Raw genomic sequence first — 16,229 nt, 5'->3', positions numbered from 1 at the left:
TGTATTGTTAATGTAGTATAGAAGTGCGTCTTTTAAATCTGTTAGGGATTCATGTTTTAATCCTTCCATTAAAAAATCCCTTTTTGATTGAATTGCTGAATGAAGTGAAATTGCTAAGTTAACTCCTCTAATTTCATCTGTAAGTTTATAGATATTTCTTATGATACCTGAAGTTGAAATGGTGATTTTTCTCTTGCCTAAGGCTCTTCCATGTTTATCCGTTAGTATCTCAATTGCCTTTTTTGTGTTTTGATAATTAAGAAGTGGCTCGCCCATGCCCATAAAAACGATGTTTGAGATTTGTGCCCTTTTTTCTAATTGTAAAAACTGTTCGACGATTTCTCCTGCCTCTAAATTTCTCAATAAGCCCATTTTTCCTGTAGCGCAGAACTTACAGCCAAGAGGACAGCCAACTTGAGTTGAAAGACATGCAGTGTTCCAAGTTCGTCCTTTTATATTTTTGTTCTTTATTACTACACTTTCAATGAGTTTTTTGTCAGCTAACTCAAAAACGTATTTAATGGTGTCATCTTGCGATTCTTTTCTTGATATTTCTTTAAAAATATAGATATAAAATGATGCATCGAGTTTTGCACGTAAGTCTTTACTTAGGGTGGTTATTTCATTAAAACTTTCTTTTTTCTTTTGGTAAATTGCTTTAAATAACTCATCTGCCCTGTAATGAGGTTCATTTAAAGAGGCAAACAAGCCCAAAGTTTCTTCAAAAGTTATGTTTTTTATATCTTTTTTCATAAAAAGATTGTATTTAAAAAGGCAGTTTTGTCAAATCTGTTTTTAAAAAAATTTTTTAAAAACTATCTGTTAACTTATGTAATTTTGAGATTGAACATTATTTGTTTAACTCATTTAAATTCTATAGAAATCATTTTTAGTAAAATAAAACTTCTATTTAATAACTTTTAACCGAACTTTTTCCATATCAAACGGTGTAAATAACCCATATACAATATCTTCTCCTAAAGCCAAAGGTAGAGTTAGATTCTCCTTAGGTGTAATATGTATGCTAACTTGCAAAAAAGTTGTTAAATTACCTAAATAGAATACCAATATACTTAACAATAACTGAAGAAGCGGATGGTCTTATGAGCTTCTCTTCAACTACAGATGCTTTATTAAAAATTTCTTCTTCTTTATTTTTTAATGCTTCATCCATCTCCTTTTGGATTTCATATAACTCTGTTTGAGCTTTTTGAATCTCCAGTTTAGCTTTGTCAATTTTAATTTTCGCTTTTTCTCGTCTTTCTGTTGAACTTGTTACCCTTCTTATACTACTTCTACTAGTCCGGCCCATTAGTATCGATAATGCACTTGCAGCAATATCCATACTAGTATCCCTTGAAATTGCACTTAACTCAGCCTCTGCTGATTGTTTGTTGATCTCTGCTTTCTGCAGTTTTTCGTTTATCTTCTCTAATTCTTTTTCGTATGAATCTCTCACTTCTTGTAACTCGTTTTCTAATACTTCCTTTACCCTATCTTTAAGCCTAGAGACAAACTCCTCTTTACTCTCGTCAATTTTACTGTAAAGTTTGAAATACGGATTATAGTAGTATTTTTGTTCAAATCCCTTAATGAATTGCTTAAATTGGCTTTGAATTACTTTAAAGGTATCTTTCTTAAGAAGAACATCTGGAATATCAGCAAAAGTAGCATTTTCAGGTGGTGTATTATCAGTAATAGGTGGGTTTTCAATTAGATTTATACTATTAAGTGAGATATTTTCCTTTTCTGTGTTCAATATTGCCCTGAAAGTTTTTTCAAAATAAATACCCGCTTTCTGTTCCATATATAAAGCCTCTCCTTCTAAATAAACATAAGGCACAAATGGTCCAGTTCCTCTGTTTAATTCAAAAGTTACAGGAATTCCTTCAGGGAATTGGGGCAAGTATTCCTTTTTTTCACTCTTTAATTGAGTAGTTTCTGTATTGATAGTGTTTCTTTTTTCTTTCATTAACTTAGAAATTTGATCTTTTGTGAGAGGTCCACGAAGATAGCTCATTGCCCATCTTGAGGTGATTACTTTTGGCTCATTTGAATGCACATTATGCACTAAAAATGTTCTGGATTTTAGAGTCCCAAGAATTTTATTAAAGTAATCTCTATCTAATGATTTCCCAGACGCTTGCAGTGTTCCTTCAAGACCAGACATTACTCTCTCTTTATCTCTTTCTTGCTGAAGTTTGCCAATTAACCAAGTTCCTGCATTACTTAAACCCTTATAATCTATATCAACAGGGTTTTGTGTTGCAAGCATAACAGAAAGACCAAATGCCCTTGCTTGTTTCATAAGGGTGAGTAGGGGGTATTTTGATGGAGGATCACTGGGATATGGAGGAAAGTATCCGAAAATTTCGTCAAAATAAAGTATTACCCTTGGGCTATCAGTGCCAGGTTGCATTCTCATCCAGGAAAGAATTTCCTGTAGCAACAATGTCACAAAAAACATTCTTTCGGATTCTGAAAGATGTGCTATATAGAAAATAGATACACGTGGTTTATCTCCCGATTTAATGAAATTATCAATATTAAGCGGTGTTCCACTTAGCCATGTTTGAAACGTTGGAGAAGCCATCAAAGAGTTTATTTGCATAGCAAGATCTAACCTTTCCTTTGGAGGAAAGAAAGAATCTACAGTAAATACACCTAACTTATTAAACTGTGGTTTCTGAATTTGCATTATTAGGTCTTCTAGTGAGATATTTTTTCCACTATTCCAAGTATTTTGGATAATTGTAGAAATAAGTATATACTCCCTGCTCTTTATTGGGTCTGCCTGAATACCGAGTAGCCCAAGCAAAGCAATCGTTATACCTTTAATTTTTTCCAAAATCTCTTCTTGTGCTAAATCTCCTTCGGGTTTTTTGAAACTTTGTAGAATACTAACAGGGATGCCCGCAGTAGATCCAGGAGTGAAAATAGAATAATCTGCGCTATCTTTGAGTTTTTGAATTGTATCTGAAGTTATATCCCAGTCGGCTAACCCTTTTTGCCAAGTATTTGCAACATTTTCAGCATACATATCAAGACTGATTCCTTTTAGCTGGGCTTGATCTGGATCTACCCAGGGTTTAAAATCATCAGGTTTTAATCCTGTAAAAGTAAGTAATAGATTAGTTAAGTCCCCCTTTGGATCAATAGCTATTACTGGCAATCCGTCAACAATTGCCTCTTCTAGCATTGTGATTGCTAAACCTGTTTTACCTGAACCAGTCATTCCAACAATAATAGCATGAGTAGTTAGATCTTTTGTTTTGTAGAAAAATTTATCTTTTAATGTACCAGTTGACAAATCTACTTCTTTGCCAATATAGAGATCTTGTTTATCTCCCATTTTCTCCTCCTTATGCTTATAACTTACTTATAAATTTAGTAAATTGCTTTCTCATAAGATAATCTATCCAAATAGAGTAGGTTCTTGTTTATTAATCTAAGTTATTTATACAAAATTAGGATAATTTGTCAAGAACTATAACTAGATTGCGAAAAATCATTAATTTAAACTGTTACAGTAAATGAAAATTTACACGGAAATGAAATGAAGAAATTTTGAAAAAAAGTTAATATAAATAGTTTTGCTAGTTTATCTTTAAAAAAGTTGTGTTTTAGTAAAGGAAATAGAAAGCAACAAATAAGAAAACTAATACACTTTTTAAGTTTATGAAGATTATTAAATATTCAAATCGATAAAACTCTTATGTTTTAAGAATGTATTAGAAAAGTTATTTTTAATCCAAATAAGACATAAAGATCGTATTCATTTATGATAATTTATAGGATAGAATTCATTCTGCGCTCAAAAATGATATTAGCTAAATCAATAACTCCTAAGTATGTGTGATAAAAAAGATAATAAAAAAGTAAAAAAACTCGATGAAAAAAATGCCCAAGATTTTCTTTAACTAAAATTTGTTTTGCGCATCATTTAAGTGCAATAACCAAAAAGTTTTCAATTCGATAATTATAGAAGTATAACACTACATGTATTTTTAGTGTTTTTTAATATTTTTTAAAAAAAACTATTGACATATATTTTAATGTCTGGTATAATAAAAATATCTTTTTTAAAAAATCGTTAACTAAAGGAGGTAGTATACATGAAAAAGGAAATACCTGAGAAGTCTTCTCAGAATGAAGTTGTTTTTAAGGTAGAAGAGATTGAACCACTCTTAAGCGGGTATCCAATAGATCTTCCAAAGTGGGAGCCAATGTATATAACTCTTCCCAATGGAAGAACTATGGTGATTAGGGAAATGAAAAAAGAAGAAGCTCCACTTCTCTTCCCTCTTCTTAAGAATTTACTTGATGTTGACCATGACTTTTATGATATTGTAGGCGTAAGGGTATATGCAGAACTTCTTGGATGGATTAGAAACAGGTTAAAAGATCCATATCAATTTGTTGGTGTTGTTGATGGAAAACTTGCTGCGTTTTGTAATGGTAGGCTTATGAATAAAGATGTAAACATTTCTTTGCATACCATGGCATTTATGAGAGGTATGAAAGCTGGAGCAGTAATGTATTATGCTAAAGCTTATTATACCTTTGAGATTCTTGGTCAAAAAGAATTTTGGGCGACATACGAAAGCTATAATGGTTGGAAGAGATGGGGTGTAGGAATGGCTCAACCCTCATATCCGTGGCCAGATGTTCAGCATGAATTAGGTGGCGCAAGGGTTTATTATATCACCAAAGACTACTGGCAAACAACTGTTAAAAAATACCTTGAGAATATGATTGGTGCAACTTTACAAAAACCAGTTCCCGAAGATTTACTCAAGGCCGCTGAACACTTTGAAGTTCCTGAACAACTAGAGGAATAGTAACTTACTAAAAATATAACCCAAGGTTTGCCTTGGGTTATATACTTTTATATGATGAAAATATTTTCTATTGGAGACATGGTTAATATTTCATTTTTAGATTGGAGTTTTAGCATTCATTCTGTGTTTAAAGAGGTTATAAACCTTGAGACCCAATATGGTATTGTTTCTTTTGTACTAAAAAGTATTGGTGGTGGTCCAAACAACATTGTAGTTGATTCCCTGTATGAAAATTTTGATAGTTTTGTGTTTAAAAAAGAGATTAAGTTTGATCTCTCAAATGTTCCTATGTATGATTCAACTTTTCATTTTTGTAATGCAGATAAAATCTATTTGATGAATAATATTTATAAGTTGGAATACATTCTTATTAATGAATCAAATTCTAAAAGCGCTGCATTTTTACTTGATGAAAAAAGATTAGAAAATTTTAAAACTCCTCTTGAAATTAATCTTGCAAGAAGAATTCAAATAGGCTTTCAAAAATTGCTAAATTTTGATATTTCAGCAGTTAAAACTTTAAAAGGCCTTGGATACGGATTAACACCCCAAGGTGATGATCTAATAGATGGTTTTATTGCAGCTTTGTTTTTTTATGAAACCTGTTTCAATATCTCAACTTATAGATTAAGGAAGGAAATATATATGTTGGCGTTAACCAACAATAAACTTTCAAATACTTTTCTTTACTATACTTCTCGAGGGTTGTTCTACGAGAGATTTAAAAATGTCCTATTGTCCTTGGTAAGTGGTGAAAATATTGAGCATACAGTTAAGTCAATGCTTGCGTTTGGTGAAACTTCAGGTGCTGACATACTTACAGGCTTTTTGAAAGGAATTAAAATTTTATTAGAAGGAGGTAGTGCCCTATGCCAGTAAAAGGTATTGTAAAAAAGGGAGCATACTACGATTCTGTGACTTTAATGCTTGTTGCAAGAGATGCAACAAAATTAGATGGAATCGAGGATGTTGCTCTCATGATGGGGACTTTGCAGAATAAGTCTATTCTTGAAACATCTAATATGCTGTTGCAAGAATTTAAAGATGCACAAGATAACGATTTATTGATTGCTGTTAAAGGAGGTTCTGAAGAATTAGTTGAAAAAGCTCTTAAAGAAATTGAAAAATTGCTCTCTAAAGGTAAATCATCAGAGGAGTCTCAAAGTGATTTTGTTCCAAGAAGTTTGGAAAGTGCTCTTAAAGTTATGAATGATGCAAATTTAGTTCTTATTTCTGTTGCTGGAAAATACGCAGGGGATGAAGCTATTAAAGCTCTAAGGAATGGTTTACACGTGATGATTTTTTCTGATAATGTTCCTAAAGAAAAGGCTTTACTTGCAAAACAGATTGGGTATGAAAAAGGTCTCCTTGTTATGGGTCCAGATTGTGGAACTGCAATTATAAATGGCGCTCCGTTAGGATTTTCAAATGTTGTTGAAAGAGGAGATATAGGTATTGTTTCTGCTGCTGGAACAGGTTTACAGGAGGTTTCATCAATAATATCTAACAACGGTGGCGGTATTTCTCAGGCGATTGGCACAGGTGGAATTGATATGAAAGATTACTATGGTGGCTTGTCTTTTTTGACTGGGTTAAGGGCTCTAATTGATGACCCACAGACCAAAGTTATTACACTTATTTCTAAGCCGCCAAGCGAAATTGTGCTAAAAAAACTAAAAGATACTCTTAAAACCACGAATAAGCCAGTTGTAGGTTGTTTTCTTGGTGCAGATGAGAGTGTTGTAAAGGATCTCGGAGCATTACCCGCAAAAACTCTTGAAGAAGCTGCACTTCTCTCGGTTAGCCTTTCAAAAGGTATTCCTTTTGAAAGCTTTAAAAAGGAAATCGATGAAAGGGAAATAACCATTAAAAAAGAAGCAGAAGAACTTGCAGAAAAAGTGAAACAGGGAAGGAAGTATTTTAGAGGACTTTTCCAAGGTGGGACCCTTGCTTATGAGACAGAACTTATTTTGACTGAAATGCTTGGTAAAATATATTCAAATGTCCCTCTTAAAGAAGAATTTAGATTAAAGGATTCGTGGAAGAGTGAAAAACATACCATTGTTGACCTTGGAGAAGATGAATTCACCGTTGGAAGACCTCATCCACAGATTGATTTTCAGCTTCGAAACAAAAGGATTTTAGAAGAAGCAAAAGATAGTGAAGTTGCCTTGATTTATCTTGATCTTGTAATTGGGTACGGAACAAACATGCACCCAATAGAAGACTTCGTTCCTACTATTGAAGAAGTAACAAAAAATGGTGAAGTTATTGTTATGGTTAATGTGACAGGGACTGATAAAGATCCTCAGGACAAGAAGGCTATAATGAAAGCTCTTAGAGATGCAGGTGCCGTTGTATATGATAGAAATGCCTATGCAACTAAGGTTGCAGGCAATGTTATAAAGTTAATAGGAGCGTAAGTATGAGTAAGGTTAACGAACTTTTTAATAACGAGCTTAAAGTAATAAATATTGGTTTAAAAGCATTTGCAGAAAGCTTAAAGTTAACTGGTTATAAAGTTATTAATGTGGATTGGAATCCTCCTGCTTATGGAGAAGAAATTGAATCTGCTTTTGAAAAGTTTAATGAGATTGTTTTGAACAAAAAAGTTGATGTTGAGAGTGCTAATAAAGAAGCTTTCCAAAGGTTAATTAATTCAAGGCCTAAAATTGTTGGAATGGGGAAAGCAATCGACCTTATACCTAATATGAAAAAGAATATGCTATTGCATGCTGGCCCTCCTATAAGTTGGGATAGAATGTGTGGTCCAATGAGAGGAGCAGTAATTGGTGCAATTCTTTATGAAGGGTGGGCAAAAACTGAGGATGAAGCAGAACGTCTTGCAGCATCTGGTGAGATTGAGTTTTCCCCTTGTCATCACCACCAGGCAACAGGTCCAATGGCAGGTGTTTATTCTCCGTCTATGCCTGTTTTTGAACTAGTTAACGAAACTTATGGAAACAAAGCTTATACGAACATGAACGAAGGCTTAGGTAAAGTGCTTAGAATGGGTGCTTTCTCTCCCGATGTTATAAGTAGATTAAAATGGATGGAAAGCGAGCTGTATCCAGTTTTAGCAAGGGCAATTGAGTATCTTGGATCAATTGATCTTAAAAATATTTTTGCTCAGGCATTACACATGGGGGATGAGGGACATAATAGAAATAGAGCAGGAACATCACTTCTATTTAGACAACTTGCTCCAGCTATTGTAAAAACAACAAACGACCCAGATGCTGTAGAAAGAGTTCTAAAGTTTATTGATGGAAATGATCACTTCTTTTTAAACCTTTCAATGTCTGCTGCTAAAGTAAGTCTTGATGCTGCAAGAAATATCGAAGGAAGCACTATGGTTGTAGTAATGGCTAGAAATGGAACAGATTTTGGCATTCAAGTTTCTGGATTAGGAGACACATGGTTTACCGTGCCTGCCGAAGTTCCACCAAATGCACTTTATTTTCCAGGTTTTACTAAAGATGATGCAAACCCAGATATTGGTGATAGTTCAATTACTGAGACTGCAGGTTGGGGAGGTTTTGCAATTGCTTCAGCCCCAGCAATAGTGCAGTTTACAGGTGGAACCCCTATGGAAGCTGTTAACAAAACAAAATTGATGTATGAAATTACCATTGGTGAAAACAACACTTATCAGATTCCTTATCTTAATTTTAGAGGAACTCCAACGGGAATTGACATTAAATTGGTTGTGGAAAAAGGAATCCCGCCGTTCATTGATACTGGAATTGCCCATAAGAAACCTGGTATAGGACAAGTAGGAGCAGGTTTAGTAGATGCTCCAATTGAAGTGTTTAAAAAGGCATTTTTAGCATTTGTGCAAAAATATTCATAAAAGGAGGTTAATATGACAACTGAAGAATTTATTAAATTAATAACAACAGAAATTAAAATGTATGACCTAACTCAACCATTGAGTGTCCACACTCCACCATGGCCAAGCTACATGCCTCTTGGGATTCAGTATTTTAAGAGAATCGCAGGAGCCGATAGAGGGCAAGGTGCAAATGGACAAATCATCACTTCAAGTAACCATGTCGGCACTCATATGGATGGTGAAATACATTTCTACGGCGCAGGAAGAGCAATTGGTGCTGTTCCACTTGAAGAATGGGTTGGACCAGGAGTTGTTGTTGATATTTCAGACGAAGTGCAAGATTACGATCTTTATACTCCTGAAATGCTTATGAAAAAGGCAGATATAAGGCCCGGAGACATATTAATCATTAATACAGGGTACCATAGGTTCGCTTGGTATGAAAAAGAAGCCGATGAAGTGCGTTATATGGTTAAACATCCAGGGCCAAGTCCAGAGTTTCCAGAATGGGCATCAAAAATGAAATTTAAATGGATTGGTGTAGATTGCGGGAGTGCCGATCATCCGATGAATACAATTCTTAGAAATTGGCATCCAAAACTTTTCCTTGAGGCAGAAAAGAAATTAAAGGAAAAATACGGTAAAAGTTGGGATGAAATGTTTCCACCGGAAGAGTTTTACCAAATTATGCATCTTAAACTATTCCCTAAAGGCCTTGTTCACGCAGAGAACCTTGGTGGAGATATTGATAAGTTGAGTAATAAGAGAGTTTATGTTGGTGCATTTAATGTAAAAGGAATTGAGATGGAGTCTGCTTGGACAAGAATTGTTGCCTGGGCTCCATAGGAGGTATGTATGAAGACCTTTGAGTACTTTAAAGTAGCAAGTGTTGACGAAGCATTAAGATTGCTTTCTATGTATGGTAATAAAGCAAAGATTCTTGCAGGTGGCACTGATCTTGTTGTTATGATTGATGATGAGATGGTGGCTCCTGATTATATTATTGACATAAAAGGCATTAATAACCTTAAAGGGATTGAAATAAGAGATAACTATTTATGGATTGGCGCTCTTACTACCTTTTCAGAAATCATACATGCTGAAATCATTAAAGAAAAGTTTCCTGTTCTGTTTGAAGCTTCAAAAAGAGTCGCTTCAGTCGGTGTAAGGAATAGAGCAACATTAGTTGGAAATATTTGTTCAGCTGTTCCTTCTTTGGATTCTGCACCAACATTGCTTGTTTTAAATGCCTCAGTAGAAATTAAAGGGAAAGAAGATAAATTGGTCCCAATCGCGGATTTCTTTAAAGGTCCAAGAAAAACTATTCTTGAAAAAGATGAAATTGTTTTAGGAATTAGAATTCCTCTTGAGACAAGAAAGTATGGTGCAAATTATATCAAACTCGGTCGTTATGAGGGTGAAGATCTTGCCCAGGTTGGTGTTGCAACTTTTGTTGCAGAAGATCTGGAATATAGGATTGCTTTTTGTGCAGTAGCACCCACCCCCGTAAGGGCGTTAGATGCTGAAGCATTTTTGAAAGGAAAAGAACTCAACACAAATCTATTGGATGAAGTTGTCCCGTTAGCATTAAAGGCGATTGCTCCTATTTCGGATGTAAGGGCTTCTAAAGAATACCGACTTCATACAAGCGGCGTTTTGTTAAAAAGGTCTCTTAAGGCTTCATTTGATAGACTTAAAGGCAATGGGCCTTCTTACGGAATTAATTTAGTATAGGGGGGAATTATGGAAAGTAAGGAAATCAAGTTTAAATTGAATGGTAAAATTGTCCGCACAGAGGTTAAACCATACGATAAACTTCTTGAAGTATTAAGAGATAAACTTGGTGTTAAAAGTCCCAAGTATGGCTGTGGAAGAGGAGAGTGTGGTGCTTGTTCTGTTCTTTTGGATGGAAAAACTGTTAGGTCATGTCTTATTTATGCTGTTGAAGTTGATGGCCATGAGATTGTTTCTTTAGAAGGTCTTCAAGCAAATGGGCTTACCGAACTTCAAAAATCATTTTTAAAGCATAATTCTTTCCAGTGTGGTTTTTGTGCTCCAGGGATGGTAATTCAAGTAACCGAACTTTTGAGGGAAAATCCTCATCCAGATGAGGAAGAAATTAGAGAATACATTTCGGGTAATCTTTGTAGATGCACAGGTTATAATCCTATTGTTGATGCTGTTTTGGATGTCATTAAAAATAAGTAGGAGGGTGTCATGAAAACATTTGATTTAAAATACGTAGGCCATGATGCAGTAAGAATTGATGGCCTTGAAAAAATTACAGGTTCTGCTAAATACGTTGATGATATTGATTTAGGTCCTGCTACTTTATATGCTTCTATTTTGAGAAGCCCATATGCACATGCAAACATTAAAAAGATTGATACTTCTAAAGCTGAAGCAGTTGAGGGAGTTTATGCTGTGGTAACAGGTAAGGATTTTCCTTATAGATATGGACTTTATCTAAAAGACAACTATGTGTTTCCTTTAGATAGGGTAAGATACTATGGACAACATGTGGCTGCTGTTATTGCAGTAACCCAAGAAATAGCCGATGAAGCAGCAAAATTAATTGAAATTGAGTATGAGCCATTGCCAGTGCTTCAGAATCCGTTAGATTCTATAAAAGAAGACGCGCCACTAATACATCCTGACTTAGGAAATTACGAAGTTGTTCCTTGGTTATATCCTCAACCTGGCACTAATATTGCTCATGTAAGAAAAATTAGGAAAGGTAACGTTGAAGAAGCATTTAAAGAAGCGGATTTTATTTTAGAAGATTGGTATTTGGTTCCACATGTTGTTCATGCTCCTATCGAGACACATGTTTCTGCAGCGCTTTACACGCCTGACGGAAGGCTTACAATGTGGAATTCGTCTCAATCTCCACATACTCAGAGAAACATTATAGCTCATTCTTTCAATTTAAAACATAAAGATGTGAGAGTTATTGCGCCTTATGTTGGTGGGGGGTTTGGTGGTAAGGCTGGGGTTAACATGGAGGTTGTTGCTGCGGCTTGTGCAATGAAAGTGCCTGGACATCCTGTAAAGATAAGGTACACGAGGAAAGAAGAATTTTATGATACATCAATGAGGCAAGAACTCCATGCCTTTATTAAAATTGGGGTTAAAAAAGATGGCACTATTGTTGCACTTAAGCACCAACTCTACTGGGATGTAGGAGCTTCAGCTGAGTATGGCTCAAACGTAGTTAATGCAACTGGTTTCTCTGCAATAGGTCCTTATAGAATTCCAAATGTATGGATAGATTCTTTTGCTATTTACACTAATAGACCTCCTTGTGGGGCTTATAGAGGGTTTGGTTATTCAGAGTTTCATTTTGGAATTGAAAGCCATATGGATAGGGTTGCTAAGGCAATTGGAATGGACCCTGTTGAGTTCCGAAAGAAAAATGCTATACAAGAAGGAGATACAGTTGCCTATGGTGTTAAAATGGGTCCTACTGGTATTAAACAATGTATTGAAGAGGTAGCTAAAGCAATCGAATGGGGTACACCAAGTGAGCAACCAAAAGAGCCAAACAAAGTAAGGGCAAAAGGTTTTGCGGCAGTATGGAAAGCACCAGCAATGCCTGCAAATGAGTCTTCTGCTGCTTTTATAAAATTTAACGAAGATGGAAGCATCAATATTCTTGTTTCGGGCATGGAACTTGGTCAAGGTTTTTTGACTGCAATGGCTAAGATTGCTGCTGAAGAACTTTCTTTGCCTCTTGAGAAAATTAGAGTTGAACTTCCCGACACTGATAGAAACCCCTATGAATGGCAAACAGTTGCTTCACATGTTACCTGGTCTTGTGGTAATGCAGTAAGAAGAGCTGCAATAGATGCAAAAGAACAAATATTGAATACTATTTCAGAAGCATATTATATTGAAAAAACAAATCTATATCTTGAAGATGGCAAAGTGAAATCTTATACAAAGCCAGATTTTGAAATTCCATTTGAGAAATTTGTAATTGATGGAGTTCAAATGGAAGATGGAACCTTTAGAGGTGGACCAATACTTGGTAAAGGGATGTTTATGCCCGAATTTACTTCTGCCAAAGTTAATCCCGAAACTGGGCAAGGTGGACACCCCAATGTGCACTACACAACAGGAGCAGGTGCTGTTGAGATTGAGATTGATACTGAAACTGGCAGAATAAAGGTTCTAAAAATGGCTGAAGCCTTTGATGCTGGTAAAGCCATTAATCCTGATATAGTTAAGCAACAGATAACTGGTGGTTTTGTGCAAGGCTTGGGGACTGCGCTTTATGAAGAAGTTAAATTCTCAGAAGATGGAAGAATTCTTAACCCTAACTTTACTGATTATAAGTTACCTACCGCACTTGATGTCCCAAGGGAAATGCATCCAATAATTGTTGAAGTTCCACAGCCAGATGGTCCATTTGGAGCAAGAGGTATAGCGGAGCATACAATGATTCCTGTTATGCCAGCGGTTGCAAATGCCGTAGAAAATGCATTGGGTATAAGAATTAAAAATCCTCCTATTACCTCTGAAAAAATAATAAAAGCTTTACTTGAATCTAAGAAATAGTTTGCGTATAATTATTAAAAGTGGGAAGACTCCATCTTCCCACTTTAAAAGGTGAAAGGAGGTGGTAGTCGGGAAAAATTGGAGTAGAAAAGTTTGAATTTTAAAAAAAAATTAAAAGGAGGTAAAGTATGGCTGAAGAACAATTTAAAGAAACAAGAGTCGTGCCATGGCCGGTAGATTCTTATCCACCATGGGGGTTTTCGATTTTGGCTGGTTTCCAGCATGTGTTTACACTTTTTGGTGCAACAACACTTGTTCCTATACTCTTTTCACAGGCAATGGGAATGGATCCACAACAAACAGGTATTCTCATTGCAACAGTTTACATGGTAATGGGTATTGCAACCCTTTTACAGATCGATTCAAGAATTGGTAGCGGTCTTCCTATTGTTCAAGGTTCCTCTTTCTCTTTTATTCCACCGGTTTTAGCAATTTTTGACAATGTTAAAAAAGGTGGCGGTGGTGTAAATGAGATGATGACCGCCATGGGGAGTGCACTATTCTACGGTGGTATCTATGAGTTAATTGTAGGATACTCAGGTTTAATAGGCTTACTCAAAAAAGTAATTACTCCAGTTGTAATTGGGCCTACTATAATGTTAATAGGGTTTAGCTTAGCACCTGTTGCGGTTAATGCGGCATCAAGTTTCTGGCCTGTTTCAATTGGTGGCGTTATTCTTATCTTTATCTTTGCTCTGATTGTGAAGAATAGTAAAATTAACTCTTTCCCCGTCTTCCTTGCAGTTGTTGTGCTCTATCTATTTGCTTTACTTGGAACTCTTGTAAAGTGGTTCCCTGAAGGACATCCAATGTTTATCAACTTCAAGTCAATTGCAGAAGCTCCGTGGATTGTTTGGCCCAGACCTCTTAGGTATGGTAATATTTTCAAGTTCGATGCTTTTGCATTTGCAGCGATTTTAGCTGCTTACACTTCATCTATGATTGAATCTTTCGGTGATTACCACAGTATAAGTTATGCATCTGGTTTACCTGATCCAACTCCTCAGATGATTTCAAAAGGAATAGGATCAGAAGGTTTAGGGTGTATTATTTCAGGTGTATTAGGTGGAGTTGGTTCTACTTCTTATACGGAAAATATTGGAGTTGTCGCTCTTACTGGTATTGCATCGAGAAGGGTTATTAGGACTGGAGCTGTAATTCTTCTCATACTTGGATTTTTGTGGAAACTTGGCACAATTATTGGAACAATGCCAACACCAATTATCGGTGCGGCATATCTTTCACTGTTTGGTTTGATAGGTGCTCTTGGTGTTCAAGTTTTCGCAAGAGCAGATGTAACATCTGTAAGGAACCTTATGATTCTTGGATTTTCATTCCTCTTTGGGCTTGGTTTACCTTCAATTATCCAAGCACATCCAATTGTTATTTCTGGAGCACCATGGCTTGCAAACATACTTAATGGTATTTTCCGAACAAGCATGGCTGTTGGAGGTATAACAGCTGGAATTCTTGATAATATAATTCCTGGAACAGAGAAGGAAAGAGGTATAGGAATAAGATAGTATTTCTAATTTTTTAAAGTTTTTAATGGGGGAAGGATTTCTTCCCCCATTTTTATAGTTAAATTAGTTTATAGATACTTCAAAAGCACTTGATTTTTTTTGTAATCTTAATACAATATTGTTGCTCGGGGTGTGGCGTAGTTTGGTAACGCGCATGGTTTGGGACCATGAGATCGGTGGTTCGAATCCACTCGCCCCGACCATTGTGGTGCGCCCATAGCTCAGTAGGATAGAGCAACGGATTTCTAATCCGTCGGTCGCTGGTTCGAGTCCGGCTGGGCGCGCCAAAATTTTATGGTGGGTGTAGCTCAATTGGTTAGAGTACCGGACTGTGGATCCGGCCGTTGGGAGTTCGAGTCTCCTCACCCACCCCATAAGCGCCCATAGCTCAGAAGGACAGAGCAGTGGATTCCTAATCCGCAGGTCGCAGGTTCGAATCCTGTTGGGCGCACCAGGGTGCGCCTATAGCTCAATTGGATAGAGCGACGGACTTCGGATCCGTTGGTTGCGGGTTCGACTCCTGCTAGGCGCGCCAAATTGCGATAAGTGGGTTCTTAGCTCAACTGGTAGAGCAACGGACTCTTAATCCGTAGGTTGCGGGTTCGAGCCCCGCAGAACCCACCATTTTTATTGATACAAAATTTTGAGTGCGAGGGTGGCGGAATTGGCAGACGCGCTGGACTTAGGATCCAGTGAGGAAACTCATGCGGGTTCAACTCCCGCCCTTCGCACCATTTTTTATTTTTAAATTATTTGTTAAAATATTTTGGAATTTTTTAAAGAGGTGAAAAATGGAATACGAAGTAAAAGAAAAAACACAAACAAGAATTGTTTTAGAGGTTATCAATACTAAAGATGAAATTGAAAAAGCTAAGAAAGAATCTTATAAAAAGTTGATAGAAAAAGTTAGGGTTCCTGGCTTTAGGGTAGGGAAGGCACCTTACGAGATTGGCTCAGCTTATATTGGAGAAAGCCGACTTTTAGAAGAATCAATCGATGTATTGCTTGATAAGTCTATTAGAGAAATTCTTGAAAAGGAAAATATAGAGCCTTTTACTCGTCCTTCAGTAGATGTAAAAGAAATCTCAAATGAAAAGTTTGTTTTTAAGATTACTGCTGAGTTTTTGCCTGAAATTCAAATAGACCTTTCTAACGAAATAAAGATTAAAGAGCTGATAGAAGTAAAAGAGGGTGAAATCAACGAAAAATTAGATGAGCTAAAAGATACATTTACTGAATTACTCCCCAAGGAAAGTGCAATCCAAGAGGGTGATGTTGTTGAGGTTGCGTATAAAATTGAAGGAAAGAGTGAAGAGAAAACCATAACAGTAGAGGTCGGTAAGGATAAAGTTATCGGTGATTTTAATGAAAAAATCATTGGAAAGAGTCAAAATGATGAATTTGATGTGAATACAAACAATACATTTGTTCGATTTAAGGTAGTATCTATAAAAAGTAAAAAATCGCCAG

General features: G+C 36.0%; 12 protein-coding genes and 7 tRNA genes. 17 read left to right on the top strand and 2 right to left on the bottom strand.

What is annotated here, in order from left to right:
• The coding region (locus tag K6343_03640) for a 23S rRNA (adenine(2503)-C(2))-methyltransferase RlmN (protein MEF3245055.1) at positions 1–753 on the bottom strand (753 nt) is incomplete at its 3' end.
• Between the two features lie 295 nt (positions 754–1,048).
• Positions 1,049–3,352 (bottom strand): DUF87 domain-containing protein, encoded by a 2,304-nt coding sequence (locus tag K6343_03635; GenBank protein ID MEF3245054.1) that lies wholly within the window; start codon positions 3,350–3,352, stop codon positions 1,049–1,051.
• Positions 3,353–4,115: 763 nt separating this feature from the next.
• Here K6343_03635 and K6343_03630 point away from each other — a divergent pair.
• From K6343_03630 to K6343_03550, 17 genes are all read left to right on the top strand, one after another.
• Positions 4,116–4,841: an N-acetyltransferase gene (locus tag K6343_03630; GenBank protein MEF3245053.1), complete on the top strand. Its 726-nt coding sequence runs from the start codon at positions 4,116–4,118 to the stop codon at positions 4,839–4,841.
• Positions 4,842–4,892: 51 nt separating this feature from the next.
• Positions 4,893–5,720 (top strand): DUF2877 domain-containing protein, encoded by an 828-nt coding sequence (locus K6343_03625; GenBank protein ID MEF3245052.1) that lies wholly within the window; start codon positions 4,893–4,895, stop codon positions 5,718–5,720.
• Positions 5,711–7,264: an acyl-CoA synthetase FdrA gene (gene fdrA / locus K6343_03620; GenBank protein ID MEF3245051.1), complete on the top strand. Its 1,554-nt coding sequence runs from the start codon at positions 5,711–5,713 to the stop codon at positions 7,262–7,264. The genes K6343_03625 and fdrA overlap by 10 nt, the downstream gene beginning before the upstream one ends.
• A 2-nt stretch (positions 7,265–7,266) precedes the next feature.
• The gene (locus K6343_03615) at positions 7,267–8,694 is read left to right on the top strand and encodes a DUF1116 domain-containing protein (GenBank protein MEF3245050.1); all 1,428 of its coding nucleotides are present in this window, start codon (positions 7,267–7,269) and stop codon (positions 8,692–8,694) included.
• A gap of 12 nt (positions 8,695–8,706) precedes the next feature.
• The gene (locus K6343_03610; protein MEF3245049.1) at positions 8,707–9,522 is read left to right on the top strand and encodes a cyclase family protein; all 816 of its coding nucleotides are present in this window, start codon (positions 8,707–8,709) and stop codon (positions 9,520–9,522) included.
• Between the two features lie 9 nt (positions 9,523–9,531).
• Complete coding sequence (locus K6343_03605) at positions 9,532–10,410, top strand: xanthine dehydrogenase family protein subunit M (protein MEF3245048.1); 879 nt, start codon at positions 9,532–9,534, stop codon at positions 10,408–10,410.
• Between the two features lie 9 nt (positions 10,411–10,419).
• Entirely contained in the window at positions 10,420–10,884 is a 465-nt protein-coding gene (locus K6343_03600; GenBank protein ID MEF3245047.1) for a (2Fe-2S)-binding protein, read from the top strand.
• Positions 10,885–10,893: 9 nt separating this feature from the next.
• Complete coding sequence (locus K6343_03595; protein MEF3245046.1) at positions 10,894–13,236, top strand: xanthine dehydrogenase family protein molybdopterin-binding subunit; 2,343 nt, start codon at positions 10,894–10,896, stop codon at positions 13,234–13,236.
• 128 nt (positions 13,237–13,364) lie between these two features.
• Entirely contained in the window at positions 13,365–14,759 is a 1,395-nt protein-coding gene (locus K6343_03590; protein MEF3245045.1) for a purine/pyrimidine permease, read from the top strand.
• A gap of 126 nt (positions 14,760–14,885) precedes the next feature.
• A tRNA-Pro gene (locus tag K6343_03585) sits at positions 14,886–14,962 on the top strand.
• A gap of 7 nt (positions 14,963–14,969) precedes the next feature.
• Positions 14,970–15,046: transfer RNA gene (locus tag K6343_03580), tRNA-Arg, on the top strand.
• A gap of 10 nt (positions 15,047–15,056) precedes the next feature.
• Positions 15,057–15,133 (top strand) — tRNA-His (locus K6343_03575).
• A 3-nt stretch (positions 15,134–15,136) separates the two neighbouring features.
• Positions 15,137–15,213: transfer RNA gene (locus tag K6343_03570), tRNA-Arg, on the top strand.
• 4 nt (positions 15,214–15,217) lie between these two features.
• A tRNA-Arg gene (locus K6343_03565) sits at positions 15,218–15,294 on the top strand.
• Between the two features lie 13 nt (positions 15,295–15,307).
• Positions 15,308–15,383 (top strand) — tRNA-Lys (locus tag K6343_03560).
• A gap of 25 nt (positions 15,384–15,408) precedes the next feature.
• Positions 15,409–15,493: transfer RNA gene (locus K6343_03555), tRNA-Leu, on the top strand.
• 57 nt (positions 15,494–15,550) lie between these two features.
• Positions 15,551–16,229: hypothetical protein (locus tag K6343_03550; GenBank protein MEF3245044.1), on the top strand; the 679-nt coding region annotated here is incomplete at its 3' end.

The organism is Caldisericaceae bacterium, from assembly GCA_036574215.1.
In the GTDB taxonomy this organism is placed as follows: Bacteria; Caldisericota; Caldisericia; order Caldisericales; family Caldisericaceae; genus Caldisericum.
The sequence above is the reverse complement of the archived record's forward strand: the minus strand, read 5'-3'. Positions and strand labels throughout refer to the sequence as shown.